Below are 13387 nucleotides of genomic sequence, written 5' to 3' on the forward strand. Positions count from 1 at the left end.
GGGTAACACTTTATCCAGCCTTTTGCATATGCTGCTTTTACGCAGGCATCGCTTCACGCGGGATAATCGCGCCGCGATACTGAATAACGGTACTTGCGGTCAGGTGCCCGCGTTTCGCCGCATTTTCCGCACTGCCGCCCGTCAAACGTACCGCCAGATAACCAGCACTGAAAGAGTCGCCAGCTGCGGTGGTATCGATCACTTTTTCTTTCGGCAGTTTCACCGCCGGGACATCCACTAACCCTTCGCCAGCAATGGACACCAGGCAAGAATCCGCCCCGCGTTTCACCACCACTTCTTTCACGCCCGCGTTATGGGTGCGCGCAATGACGTCTTCCACCGGTTGTTGACCCCACAGCGCGTCTTCGTCGTCCAGCGTCAGGAAGGCGATATCCGTGCATTCCAGCATTTGCTGGTACATCTGCTGTGTCTCTTCTTTGCTGGCCCACAAGCGCGGACGGTAGTTATTGTCGAAAATTACTTTTCCGCCGTTGGCGCGGCATTCGCGCAGCAGGGAAAGCAGCTTTTCGCGGCTGGTCGGGCTTAAGATTGCCAGGCTAATCCCGCTCAGGTAGAGATAATCAAAATTCGCCAGCTCTGCACAAATCGCTGCGGATTGCTCACTCTCCAGCCAAAATTTGGCGGCGGCTTCGTTACGCCAGTAGTAGAACGTACGTTCGCCAGTGCTGTCGGTTTCAATGTAGTAAAGACCCGGCAGACGATTTTCCATCCGCTGGGTCAGGGAAGTATCAACGTTCTCGCCTTGCCAGGCGTCCAGCATCTGCTGACTAAAACTGTCCGTTCCCAGCGCCGTCACGTAATGAACGGTTAATGCCGCAGGATCGACCTGACGGGCGATATAGACGGAAGTGTTCAGGGTATCGCCGCCGAAACCGCGCTTAACGTCCGCGCCTTTCTCGGAAAGCTCAATCATGCATTCGCCAATCACGGCAATCTTTTTGGACATAGTCGTGAACCTGATCTGTAAAAAATTAGCGTTAGTTTGCGCTGTGGTGGTTTGCTGGTCAACCATATTAAAACAGTGTTCCATTATTTTTTTGAGCCAGAACGTATTCCTGAAAGATTCCGTAGTGGAGTGGGGAAATTTAACCCGGTCAGGCGGTAAAGTTCTGCTCTTGCGCGCCGATAATCTTTGTCGAGTCCGGGCAGCATCACTTTTAAACACAGGACATCTTTGATGATAAGGCAGGTTATCCAGCGAATAAGCAACCCTGAAGCAAGCATCGAGAGCTTGCAGGAGCGGCGTTTTTGGTTGCAGTGTGAGCGTGCTTACACCTGGCAGCCGATCTATCAAACCTGCGGACGGTTAATGGCCGTGGAGCTATTAACGGTGGTCACGCATCCCTCGAACCCTTTACAACGTCTGCCGCCGGATCGCTATTTTACTGAAATCACCGTCAGCCATCGGATGGAGGTTGTGAAAGAGCAGATTGATTTGCTGGCGCAAAATGCCGACTTCTTTGTCGAGCACGGCCTGCTGGCATCGGTCAATATTGATGGTCCTACGCTCATCGCCCTGCGTCAGCAACCAAAAATCCTGCGCCAGATTGAGCATCTTCCCTGGCTGCGTTTCGAACTGGTGGAACACATCCGTCTGCCGAAAGATTCAACCTTTGCCTCGATGTGTGAATTTGGCCCGCTGTGGCTGGATGATTTTGGCACCGGGATGGCAAATTTCTCTGCGCTAAGTGAAGTGCGTTATGACTACATCAAAATCGCGCGAGAGCTGTTTGTGATGCTGCGTCAGTCGCCGGAAGGACGCACACTCTTTTCTCAGCTTTTACATCTCATGAATCGCTATTGTCGCGGGGTGATCGTCGAGGGCGTAGAAACGCCGGAAGAGTGGCGCGATGTACAGAACTCGCCCGCATTCGCCGCACAAGGCTGGTTTCTTTCACGCCCGGCACCGATAGAAACGCTGAATACGGCGGTTCTGGCGCTATAAGCTGCCTCATTTTCCGCCTGGCTGGACTATCTTTAGGACTGGCACAGGAAGAATATGAGGAAGCGAACGATGAGCAAGGCAGGCAAAATAACCGCTGCTATTTCAGGGACTTTCTTGTTGTTGATTGTCGTGGCGATCATTTTGATTGCAACATTTGACTGGAATCGACTCAAACCGACCATCAACCAGAAAGTCTCTGCGGAGTTGAATCGTCCATTCGCTATCCGTGGCGATCTGGGCGTGGTGTGGGAGCGGCAAAAACAAGAAACCGGCTGGCGCAGCTGGGTGCCGTGGCCTCATGTGCATGCAGAAGACATCATTCTTGGCAATCCGCCGGATATTCCCGAAGTAACAATGGTGCATTTGCCGCGGGTAGAAGCGACGCTGGCCCCGCTGGCGTTGCTGACCAAAACGGTCTGGCTACCGTGGATAAAACTGGAGAAGCCCGACGCGCGTCTGATTCGTCTCTCTGAAAAGAACAATAACTGGACCTTTAATCTCGCCAATGATGACAACAAAGACATGAATGCAAAGCCGTCTGCGTGGTCGTTTCGACTGGATAATATTCTGTTCGATCAAGGGCGGATCGCTATTGATGACAAAGTAAGCAAAGCGGATCTGGAAATTTTTGTCGATCCGTTAGGCAAGCCGCTGCCGTTCAGTGAAGTTACCGGATCGAAAGGTAAAGCGGACAAAGAAAAGGTGGGCGATTACGTTTTTGGTCTGAAGGCGCAGGGACGTTATAACGGTGAACCGCTCACGGGCAAAGGTAAAATCGGCGGTATGCTGGCACTACGCGGCGAAGGTACACCGTTTCCGGTACAGGCTGATTTCCGCTCCGGGAATACTCGCGTCGCTTTTGATGGCGTCGTGAATGACCCAATGAAGATGGGCGGTGTCGATTTACGGCTTAAATTTTCTGGCGATTCGCTGGGTGATCTCTATGAACTGACGGGCGTTCTGCTGCCCGATACCCCGCCGTTTGAAACCGATGGTCGGCTGGTCGCGAAAATCGACACTGAAAAATCGTCGGTATTTGATTATCGAGGCTTTAATGGGCGCATTGGCGATAGTGATATTCACGGTTCTCTGATCTACACCACCGGCAAGCCACGGCCAAAACTGGAAGGTGATGTCGAATCGCGGCAATTGCGGCTGGCAGATTTAGGGCCATTGATTGGCGTTGATTCTGGAAAAGGTGCAGAAAAGTCGAAACGGTCTGAGCAGAAGAAAGGCGAAAAAAGCGTTCAGCCTGCGGGCAAAGTGCTGCCTTATGACCGCTTCGAAACCGATAAATGGGACGTCATGGATGCCGATGTCCGCTTCAAAGGTCGGCGCATTGAACATGGTAGTAGCTTGCCGATTAGCGATCTCTCTACCCATATCATCCTCAAAAATGCTGACCTGCGCCTGCAACCGCTGAAATTTGGCATGGCAGGCGGCAGCATTGCGGCGAATATTCATCTGGAAGGTGATAAAAAACCGATGCAGGGGCGGGCTGATATTCAGGCGCGTCGGCTGAAACTGAAAGAACTGATGCCCGATGTAGAACTGATGCAGAAGACGCTGGGGGAAATGAACGGTGACGCGGAACTACGCGGTAGCGGTAACTCGGTGGCGGCGCTTTTAGGCAACAGTAACGGCAACCTGAAACTGTTGATGAATGACGGGCTGGTGAGCCGCAACCTGATGGAGATTGTCGGCCTGAATGTCGGCAACTACATTGTCGGTGCGATATTTGGTGATGATGAGGTGCGGGTGAACTGCGCGGCGGCGAATCTGGATATTGCCAACGGTGTGGCGCGTCCGCAGATTTTTGCTTTTGATACTGAGAATGCGTTGATCAATGTTACCGGCACGGCAAGTTTTGCTTCGGAACAGCTGGATTTAACTATCGATCCAGAAAGTAAAGGGATTCGCATTATCACACTGCGTTCGCCGCTGTATGTGCGTGGGACATTTAAAAATCCGCAGGCTGGGGTGAAAGCCGGGCCGTTGATTGCCCGTGGTGCTGTTGCGGCGGCACTGGCAACGCTGGTAACACCGGCGGCGGCGTTACTGGCGCTGATCTCTCCTTCCGAAGGGGAGGCTAATCAGTGTCGGACGATTTTGTCGCAGATGAAGAAGTGATGGAAACTGCCGGATGCGGCGTGAACGCCTTATCCGGCCTACAAATCCTTGCGAATTCAATATATTTTATGGAAGTTCAGGCCTGATAAGCGTAGCGCATCAGGCAATTTTCAACCTTATTACAACGACTGATGTCGCGTCTCATGGGTCAGCAGCAGGGCGATTAACGTCAAGCCAGCCATCGCCGCCAGATATAACCCCACCGCACCTAACCCGTAGTTAGTCTGCAACCAGGCTGCGATATATGGTGCAACGGAAGCCCCGAGAATCGACGCTACGTTGTAAGAGAACGATGCTCCGGTGTAACGCACTTCTGTCGGGAACAGCTCTGGTAACAGCGCGCCCATCGGCCCGAAGGTCAGTCCCATCAGACTTAACCCCAGCAGCAGGAAGGCAAAAACCAGAATCGGGTTGCCAGAACCGAGCAGCGGGTTAAAGGCGAACAGCGCGAACAGGATGATCAGCGTGGTGATGATTACCATGCTTTTACGGCGACCAAAGGCATCAGCCAGTAATCCGGCGACTGGCACCATCACGCCAAAACCAATCACTGCCATCATCAGCATCCACAATACTTCGTTACGCGGCAGGCCAAGCCCAACTGGCGCGGCGGCGGTACTGAAGGTCATTGAGTAGACCGTCATGATGTAAAACAGCGTATAGGTTGCCAGCATAATGAACGTACCCAGTACGGTTACGCGAACATGTTTGGTCAGCAGCGTACCCAGCGGGATCTTCACCTGTTTTTTCGCTTTAGCGACTTTCTCAAACACCGGCGACTCATGCAGCGATACGCGAACATACAGGCCGATAATGACCAGCACCGCCGAGAAGATAAATGGCACCCGCCAGCCCCAGCTCATAAACTGCTCGTCGGTCAGTAGCCAGGAAAGCAGTAAGAAAGTGCCGTTGGCAAAGAAGAAGCCAATCGGTGCGCCCAGTTGCGGGAAGGAGCCATACAGTGCACGTTTGCGCGGTGGTGCGTTCTCGGTTGCCAGCAGCGCCGCTCCGCCCCATTCGCCGCCTAAGCCCAGACCCTGACCAAATCGAGCCAGTGCCAGCAGCAGCGGGGCGAAAATACCAATCGTGGCATAGCCCGGCAGCAGACCAATCACCACGGTCGAAATCCCCATCGTTAGCAACGAGGCGACCAGCGTCGCTTTACGCCCAACGCGATCGCCAAAATGACCAAAGACGGCAGAGCCAATAGGGCGCGCGACGAAGGCGATGGCGAAGGTGGCAAGCGACTGTAGCGTTGCTGCCGTAGGATCGCCCTGCGGGAAGAAGATATGCGGAAACACAATAACGGCCGCAGTGGCGTAAATATAAAAGTCGAAGAACTCAATGGCCGTGCCAATGAGAGAGGCGACAAGGACTTTATTACGCGAGTTGATCGGCGTGTATTCTTGCTCGTGGTCGAGTGTTGTGGCTGTTGCTTGCATAATCTTTTCTTATTTTTTGGCTAACGAATAGCCATATTACGCACAGCAAAAGTGATATTTCAATGTGTAACAAATCGCGGAGTTGGTCGAAAATCAGCCAAAAAGGGAATAATGTTTAAGCTGGTGATTTTTCTTCTATGAAATGCTTCACATAATTTCATAAATGGTGGATAAAACTGGTTTTAGGTTAAATAAAAGTTACCAACTGGATTTATATGCTGGAGTAATGAGTTGGAATGAAATTGTTTGCTCCTAAGAGATGACAGAAAAGGCTCTGGGGAAGAGTTTAAGTGGTTATGTGCGCATGATAGCCGGATGCGATGCTGGCGCATTTTATCCGGCCTACGGGGAGCCAGGCCGAATAAATTCGTAGGCCGGATAAGGCGTTACGCTGCATCCGGCATATTTTAAGACTGCGTTTTCCCCGGCATTCTCGGGTCGTCTTTGTATTCGGCGGTGGCAATCCACGCCGCGCAAAACAGCGTCAGACGAGCGAAGAAGTAGAAAAACGCCATCAGTCCCAGCACGGAGCCAAATGCTGCGCCAGACGGAGATTTCATCAGCGATGGCAGTGTGTAGGTCATCACGATTTTAATCACTTCAAAACCTATAGCAGCAAGAAATGTTCCGCGAATTAGCGCTTTTTTGCGCGGACGGTGGCGCGGCAATCGCCAAAAGATCCAGAAGAAAAGCAGATAGTTGGCGAAGATGGAAATCGCAAGACCAATCAACCGCCACGTTGGTTTCAGCCACTCAATGCTGTTCAGGTGCAGGGCGCTAATAATCATTTGCTGCGCCGAACCGGCAACCGAGGTGATCGAAAGCGTCACAATGAGCGCAATCAACAAACCAATCAGCGAAATAAAATCACGCAGATATTTAACCCAAAATTTTTCCTGATCCTGTGGCGAACGTTCCCAGACATCGCGCGATTGAGCGCGAATCGCTTCACGCAGGTTACCCATCCAGTTGATGCCGGAATAAAGCGCCACCGCCAGGCCGACAAGCCCTACCGTCGTACGCTGTTGAACGGCGGTATTGATGGTGTTTTTCAATGTAGCTGCCAGCGTCGGATCGCTAATATTTTGCAGAATTTTGTCGAAGATATCCTGCAGCAGCATCGGATGGGAGGCCAGAACGAAACCAGCGGCGGCAAACGACACCATCAAAATCGGAATCATCGACAAAAATGAGAAATAGGTGATAGCCGCACCAAACTGATTCCCCAGCCGATCGTTAAAGCGTTCAGTCGCGCGAATCAGGTGCGCAATAATCGGTTGGCGTTGGACTTTTTCGGCAGTAGTGGTGACGGTTTCCAGCGCCTGGCTAACTTTGCCGCCTTTCTCGCTATTATCCAGCGGTTTAATCGGCTCGAGCTCCAGATCCTGGGTGGGACGTTTAATCTCGTTTTCCTGCGTCATCCGCTCTTTTATCCTTCTGTCTTGATCATTCTTAAAAAGTATAGTCGGTCAGTCCAGGTACTCTTTCATTACGCCAGCCAGCCACTGCATAAACAGGTTTACACGCCGGGAAAGCTCCCGACGCTGCGGATAAACCAGCGAAAGGGAGAGCGGCTCGGCACGGTAGCCAGGTAATACTTCAATAAGCCGCCCGGCACGCAGGGCTTCGCGCACGGCAATGCGCGGGATCTGAATAATCCCCAGACCGGCAAGACCGGCGGCGAGATAGTTTTCGCTACTGTTTACCGTCAACATGCCGCCAGACTTAAACCACTGGACACCATTAACGCTGGCAACCTCAAAACCTAACGGATGTACGCCCAGGTGCGGTGTGTAACGCACTATTGCGTGTGAAGTCAGATCATCGGGGCTTTGCGGATAACCAAAGCGCGTCAGATAGTGCGGACTGGCACAGTTGACCATGGTCAGTTTGCCGAGGGGACAGGCGATAACACCATCTTCCGATAACGCGCCAGTGCGTATCACGCAATCAAAACCATCATGAAGAATATCTACCGGACGGTCATGGCTACTCAGTTCCAGCTCAATTCCCGGATGCTGATAGAGAAATTCCGACAGGCGCGGCAGTAACAGGCTTTTCGCGATTCCTGGTGGGATGTCGATGCGTAATTTACCGCTGATACTGGTGGCATCCTGTTGAAACAGACCGTCCAGTTCGTTGAGATTACTCAACACATCTTTTGCCCGTTGATAATAGGTCATGCCTTCTGGCGTGAGTTTGACCCGTCGCGTGGTGCGCTGGAGAAGCTGGGTGCCAAGTTGATGTTCCAGTGCCTGTATCTGGCGCGAAACACTTCCCTTTGGCAAAGCAAAGAAATCCGCTGCGCGGGAAAAACTTTCCAGCTCCGCGACTTTGATGAACAACTGCATTGCGTGAATTTTATCCATTTCTTTGACCGATTGTTGTTCACAGCGAAACAGTAACGCGCATATCGCATTGTTTATTGTTTTTCTAACATCTAATGCCGGGTTTCACAATGTTGTCATGACGAATGTGGCGATTTCTCAGTAGGAAAAGGGGAGAATAGCTTTATGAGAACGGTGAATCCCCTTAAACAGAGCGTATTTTTCAGCGATTCCCTTTAAAGTGAACAGAGGACGTATTGGCTATTTGTGCTTATTTTTGTCTCATTGCCGTTTGTTATTTTGGCTTGTGGTCGCGGAATTTCATTTTTAATTGCATGCGTACTAGCCATCAATATAAGGAAATCCTCAAAATTGTTTTAAATAATGCCCTCGACATGTAATTTCAGGCGTTTAGCTGTAACTATTTATATCGGTAACTATTTTCTACGCGTCATCTCTGTAGAATGGCCACCGCCAAATGGCGAATTCTTATTTTTTCTCGCGGGTAATACCCTTCCACTACTTAAGTCTTTTTAACGTATTCAGGTGGAGATTCAGTTATGCAAATAGTCATGTTTGACAGGCAGTCAATATTTATTCATGGAATGAAAATCAGTTTACAGCATCGTATTCCAGGAGTGAGTATTCAGGGGGCCAGTCAGGCAGACGAGTTATGGCAAAAGCTGGAAAGTTACCCTGAAGCCTTAGTGATGCTCGATGGCGATCAGGATGGTGAGTTTTGCTACTGGTTGCTGCAAAAAACCGTGGTGCAATTTCCTGAGGTTAAGGTGTTAATTACGGCGACGGATTGCAACAAACGGTGGTTACAGGAAGTTATTCATTTTAATGTGCTGGCCATTGTGCCTCGTGATTCAACCGTCGAGACATTTGCGTTGGCGGTCAATAGTGCGGCGATGGGGATGATGTTTCTGCCGGGAGACTGGCGAACGACGCCGGAAAAGGACATTAAAGATCTCAAATCGTTAAGCGCCCGCCAGCGGGAGATTTTAACCATGTTAGCGGCGGGCGAATCAAATAAAGAGATCGGCAGGGCGCTGAATATCAGTACCGGAACGGTAAAAGCGCATCTGGAATCCCTGTATCGCCGTCTGGAAGTGAAAAATCGCACCCAGGCGGCAATGATGTTAAATATCTCCTCCTGAAGAGGATAATTTTACAGCCAGCAGGACGTTAGCGGCTGGCTGTAAAAATATTATGGTTCGCCGTACAAACCAATTAAACGGCGTACCACACCGTTAGTCCAGCCAAACCCATCCTGCAACGGATACTCGCCACCGCCGCCTTCGCGGGGAACACCATCGGCAATATGGTATTTCTCGATCAGTTTGTGCTGTTCCAGATAGAACTGATTCACCGTCTTCAGCCAGCTGCGCGCGATTTCATCACCCAGAAGGTCATCGCCGTACATTTTAAATCCCTGAATCGCCATCCATTGTAATGGTGCCCAGCCGTTAGGTTTATCCCACTGTTCACCGGTTTCGTACTCGCTTGCCAGAATCCCGCCAGGTGTCAGTAACCGACTGCGCACGGCGTTTGCCAGACGATCGGCCTGTTCATGGTTCGCCATACCGACATAGAGCGGCACAATGGCGGCAGCGGAAAAGAGCGCCAGTTGTTCGCGTCGCCAGTCGTAATCGCGGTAGATACCGTTTTCATCATCCCAGAGGTAACGGTTTACCGCATCGCGACGGGCACTGGCCTTCTGGCGGAACAGTGCTTCTGTCTCTTTCTCGCCTTTCAGTGCCGAGATGTTGGCGATGGCGCTCTCCAGTTTAAACAGGAAGGCATTCAGATCGATAGGGATGAACTGGGTGGTACGAATGCTCGCCAGACGACCGGTATCACGCAGCCAACGGGAAGAGTAATCCCAACCGGAGGCCGCCCCCGCGCGTAAATCTCGGTACACCTCGTTAGGCGGGCGACCAGAATGTTTCGCGGTTTCAACGTCTTCAAGCCAGGATTCGTCACGCGGCGTGTCGCGATCGTCCCAGTAACGGTTGAGCAGCGATCCGTCCGGCATCCGCACAACATGGCGATAGGCCTGATTAGGGATCAACGATTCTGCGCCGTCCATCCAGAAGGCATATTCCATTTTCAGATGGTCGAGATAGCGGCGCGCGCCGCGTACACCATCTTCTTCAAACAACTCCACCATCAGCGCAAAAACCGGTGGTTGCGAGCGGCTCAAATAATAGGTGCGGTTGCCGTTGGGGATGTGACCATAGTTTTCGATCATCCAGGCGAAGTTATCGGCCATGCATTTCAGCAAATCTTCCCGACCACTTTCCGCCAGCCCCAGCATGGTGAAATAGGAATCCCAGTAGTAGGTTTCGCTAAAACGGCCCCCTGGAACAATGTAAGACTGTGGCAGCGCCAGCAGGGAAGACCACGGAATGTGATCTTGCGGTTCGCGGGTAAGCACCGGCCACAGCTGGTCGATATGTTCTTTCAGGGAATTTTGCGGGTCCGATACATACTCGCTGGAGTAGGTCTCCGGCAGCCAGAAGTGATTTTCAACAAACTTGCGCAAGTCAAAATCACGATGACGGCGCACTTTACGATAGCGGATTAAAATATCCAGCGGGTCCATTTTGGGTGCGCAGTCGGGAAAGGTTTTACTGTCGGGGAAAATTTTCGCCGACTGAACATGCTCGAACAGTTCGAGATAGCGATCGGCAGGCGTCAGCGCATCAGAGGCGGGCAGCCCTTCAATCATCTCGGGTTCTGGTTCTGCCTCGATCATCTCATCCAGTTTTAATTCATACGGGTCCAGTTCATAGCAGAGATCGACCTCGATCATCAGTTCGTCTGGATTAGAGTTTTGAATTTTCTGATTGAGCATAAGGATCCGACCTCCGAAATTCGTCGCTAATTATCGGGCTTTTCTTTAAGGGTAGTCATTCGCTCCGCCTGGTGGGCGACAAAGCGTGCGGTGGATCACGTTTATTAACTTGTCAAAAAATATAACGCACTAATATCAATAGAATTTATAAAAATACGGATTCCGTGTTGTTTTTCATTTTCAGAACATTCAATCCTGCTCTCGCCGCAATCATGATATGCCATTCCTGCTCTGTATAATAGGTACAGACTATCTTATTGATAGTTTATATTCATGTAATTGATTGATTCCTATCAAAAAGCGTATTTCCCTGTTTTTTATGATGGCTTTGTCTCGCAGAGACGTTTGCAGCATTCTGGAAAATTTTCTGGGTCACAATAACTCACCACCGTGAGGGAAGAATAATGAAAATGGTCTCACGTATTACCGCGATCGGCCTGGCTGGCGTCGCGATTTGCTATTTAGGGTTATCTGGTTATGTGTGGTACCACGATAATAAACGCAGTAAACAGGCCGATGTTCAGGCATCTGCTGTCAGTGAAAATAATCAGGTTTTAGGTTTTCTTCGCGAAAAAGGATGCGACTATTGTCATACGCCTTCGGCAGAATTACCCGCCTATTATTATATTCCTGGCGCGAAACAGTTGATGGATTACGACATTAAGCTTGGATATAAATCTTTTAACCTCGAGGCCGTGCGTGCGGCTCTGTTGGCAGATAAACCCGTTTCGCAAAGCGATCTGAATAAGATTGAATGGGTGATGCAGTATGAAACTATGCCGCCAACGCGTTACACCGCGCTACACTGGGCGGGTAAGGTGAGTGATGAAGAGCGGGCGGAAATACTTGCCTGGATTGCAAAACAGCGCGCGGAATATTACGCCAGTAATGATACTGCTCCGGAGCATCGCAATGAACCGGTGCAGCCTATTCCGCAAAAACTGCCTACCGATGCGCAAAAAGTGGCGTTGGGTTTTACGCTGTATCATGATCCCCGTTTATCGGCTGATAGCACCATTTCATGTGCACATTGCCATGCGTTAAATGCGGGTGGCGTTGATGGCAGAAAAACGTCGATTGGTGTTGGTGGTGCCGTTGGACCGATTAACGCACCGACGGTATTTAACTCAGTATTTAACGTTGAGCAGTTCTGGGATGGTCGTGCGGCAACATTGCAGGATCAGGCGGGTGGACCGCCGTTGAACCCGATTGAAATGGCGTCGAAATCCTGGGACGAAATTATTGCTAAGCTGGAAAAAGATCCGCAGCTTAAAGCGCAGTTCCTCGAAGTCTATCCGCAAGGTTTCAGTGGCGAAAATATTACTGATGCTATTGCTGAATTTGAGAAAACATTAATTACGCCGGATTCCCCATTTGATAAATGGTTGCGTGGAGATGAGAATGCGCTGACGGCGCAACAGAAAAAAGGCTATCAATTATTTAAAGATAATAAATGTGCAACTTGTCATGGTGGTATTATTCTCGGCGGACGTTCTTTCGAGCCGTTGGGGCTGAAAAAAGACTTTAACTTTGGGGAAATTACGGCGGCGGATATTGGTCGTATGAATGTTACTAAAGAAGAGCGTGATAAATTGCGTCAGAAAGTACCCGGTTTACGTAACGTTGCTTTAACGGCACCGTACTTCCATCGCGGTGACGTGCCGACGCTGGACGGGGCGGTAAAACTGATGCTGCGCTATCAGGTAGGCAAAGAGCTGCCGCAGGAAGATGTGGATGATATCGTAGCTTTCCTGCACAGTCTGAACGGGGTATATACGCCGTATATGCAGGATAAACAATAATTAATTTGATCGCCCGAACAGGAATGTTTGGGCGATTTTTATTACGACAATAAAGTCTGTTTTTAATATTATCATGTTAAACGTTTATATTATAAAAAGTCCTTTTTCTGCTTAGGATTTTGTTATTTAAATTAAGCCGGTAATGCCTTGCTTCCATTGCGGATAAATCCTACTTTTTTATTGCCTTCAAATAAATTTAAGGAGTTCGAAATGGACCAGAAGCTGTTAACGGATTTCCGCTCAGAACTACTCGATTCACGTTTTGGCGCAAAGGCCATTTCTACTATCGCGGAGTCAAAACGATTTCCGCTGCACGAAATGCGCGATGATGTCGCATTCCAGATTATCAATGATGAATTATATCTTGATGGCAACGCTCGTCAGAACCTGGCCACTTTCTGCCAGACCTGGGACGACGAAAACGTCCATAAATTGATGGATTTGTCGATCAACAAAAACTGGATCGACAAAGAAGAATATCCGCAATCTGCAGCTATCGACCTGCGTTGCGTAAACATGGTTGCTGACCTGTGGCATGCGCCTGCGCCGAAAAATGGTCAGGCCGTTGGCACCAACACCATTGGCTCTTCCGAGGCCTGTATGCTCGGCGGGATGGCGATGAAATGGCGTTGGCGCAAGCGTATGGAAGCCGCAGGCAAGCCAACGGATAAACCTAATCTGGTGTGCGGCCCGGTACAAATCTGCTGGCATAAATTTGCCCGTTACTGGGATGTGGAGCTGCGTGAAATCCCTATGCGCCCCGGTCAGTTGTTTATGGATCCGAAACGCATGATTGAAGCCTGCGACGAAAACACCATCGGCGTGGTGCCGACTTTCGGCGTGACCTACACCGGTAA

Annotated in this window: 10 protein-coding genes; 5 read left to right on the plus strand and 5 right to left on the minus strand. The window is 50.4% G+C overall.

The window, feature by feature from the left end; genetic code table 11:
* Positions 1 to 37 precede the first annotated feature (37 nt).
* Entirely contained in the window at positions 38 to 967 is a 930-nt protein-coding gene (kdgK, locus tag BGE37_RS23665; RefSeq protein WP_105277797.1) for a 2-dehydro-3-deoxygluconokinase, read from the minus strand.
* A 231-nt stretch (positions 968 to 1198) separates the two neighbouring features.
* On the opposite strand from kdgK, the gene pdeH reads away from it, so the two are divergent.
* Positions 1199 to 1966 (plus strand): cyclic-guanylate-specific phosphodiesterase, encoded by a 768-nt coding sequence (gene pdeH / locus BGE37_RS23675; protein WP_105277798.1) that lies wholly within the window; start codon positions 1199 to 1201, stop codon positions 1964 to 1966.
* Positions 1967 to 2035: 69 nt separating this feature from the next.
* A complete protein-coding gene (locus BGE37_RS23680) occupies positions 2036 to 4096 on the plus strand; it encodes an AsmA family protein (protein ID WP_024212000.1) in 2061 nt (686 codons plus the stop codon).
* A gap of 119 nt (positions 4097 to 4215) precedes the next feature.
* Here the strand turns inward: BGE37_RS23680 and BGE37_RS23685 are convergent, their stop codons facing one another.
* From BGE37_RS23685 to BGE37_RS23695, 3 genes are all read right to left on the minus strand, one after another.
* The gene (locus tag BGE37_RS23685; RefSeq protein ID WP_001149003.1) at positions 4216 to 5538 is read right to left on the minus strand and encodes an MFS transporter; all 1323 of its coding nucleotides are present in this window, start codon (positions 5536 to 5538) and stop codon (positions 4216 to 4218) included.
* A gap of 407 nt (positions 5539 to 5945) precedes the next feature.
* The gene (gene yhjD / locus BGE37_RS23690) at positions 5946 to 6959 is read right to left on the minus strand and encodes an inner membrane protein YhjD (protein WP_000191271.1); all 1014 of its coding nucleotides are present in this window, start codon (positions 6957 to 6959) and stop codon (positions 5946 to 5948) included.
* 48 nt (positions 6960 to 7007) lie between these two features.
* Positions 7008 to 7907, minus strand: coding sequence for a LysR family transcriptional regulator (locus tag BGE37_RS23695; RefSeq protein WP_032185444.1), 900 nt, complete (start codon positions 7905 to 7907; stop codon positions 7008 to 7010).
* A gap of 518 nt (positions 7908 to 8425) precedes the next feature.
* On the opposite strand from BGE37_RS23695, the gene BGE37_RS23700 reads away from it, so the two are divergent.
* Positions 8426 to 9028 (plus strand): helix-turn-helix transcriptional regulator, encoded by a 603-nt coding sequence (locus tag BGE37_RS23700; protein ID WP_001167663.1) that lies wholly within the window; start codon positions 8426 to 8428, stop codon positions 9026 to 9028.
* A 50-nt stretch (positions 9029 to 9078) separates the two neighbouring features.
* Here BGE37_RS23700 and BGE37_RS23705 read toward each other — a convergent pair whose 3' ends face one another.
* Positions 9079 to 10728, minus strand: coding sequence for an alpha,alpha-trehalase (locus BGE37_RS23705; RefSeq protein ID WP_000934242.1), 1650 nt, complete (start codon positions 10726 to 10728; stop codon positions 9079 to 9081).
* A gap of 404 nt (positions 10729 to 11132) precedes the next feature.
* Between BGE37_RS23705 and ccp the strand changes: the two genes are divergently transcribed.
* On the plus strand, positions 11133 to 12530 hold the full coding sequence (gene ccp / locus BGE37_RS23710; protein ID WP_000784846.1) for a cytochrome c peroxidase: 1398 nt from the start codon (positions 11133 to 11135) through the stop codon (positions 12528 to 12530).
* 210 nt (positions 12531 to 12740) lie between these two features.
* Positions 12741 to 13387 (plus strand): pyridoxal-dependent decarboxylase (locus BGE37_RS23715; RefSeq protein WP_047397171.1); only part of this gene is annotated, 647 nt, incomplete at its 3' end.

Origin of the sequence: Escherichia sp. MOD1-EC6300, from assembly GCF_002965045.1 — a bacterium.
GTDB classification, from domain to species: domain Bacteria; phylum Pseudomonadota; class Gammaproteobacteria; order Enterobacterales; family Enterobacteriaceae; genus Escherichia; species Escherichia coli_F.

Coding starts and splice junctions, on each gene's coding strand:
- kdgK (WP_105277797.1), bottom strand. CDS start 967: ATGTCCAAAAAGATTGCCGTGATTGGCGAATGCATGATTGAGCTTTCC.
- pdeH (WP_105277798.1), top strand. CDS start 1,199: ATGATAAGGCAGGTTATCCAGCGAATAAGCAACCCTGAAGCAAGCATC.
- BGE37_RS23680 (WP_024212000.1), top strand. CDS start 2,036: ATGAGCAAGGCAGGCAAAATAACCGCTGCTATTTCAGGGACTTTCTTG.
- BGE37_RS23685 (WP_001149003.1), bottom strand. CDS start 5,538: ATGCAAGCAACAGCCACAACACTCGACCACGAGCAAGAATACACGCCG.
- yhjD (WP_000191271.1), bottom strand. CDS start 6,959: ATGACGCAGGAAAACGAGATTAAACGTCCCACCCAGGATCTGGAGCTC.
- BGE37_RS23695 (WP_032185444.1), bottom strand. CDS start 7,907: ATGGATAAAATTCACGCAATGCAGTTGTTCATCAAAGTCGCGGAGCTG.
- BGE37_RS23700 (WP_001167663.1), top strand. CDS start 8,426: ATGCAAATAGTCATGTTTGACAGGCAGTCAATATTTATTCATGGAATG.
- BGE37_RS23705 (WP_000934242.1), bottom strand. CDS start 10,728: ATGCTCAATCAGAAAATTCAAAACTCTAATCCAGACGAACTGATGATC.
- ccp (WP_000784846.1), top strand. CDS start 11,133: ATGAAAATGGTCTCACGTATTACCGCGATCGGCCTGGCTGGCGTCGCG.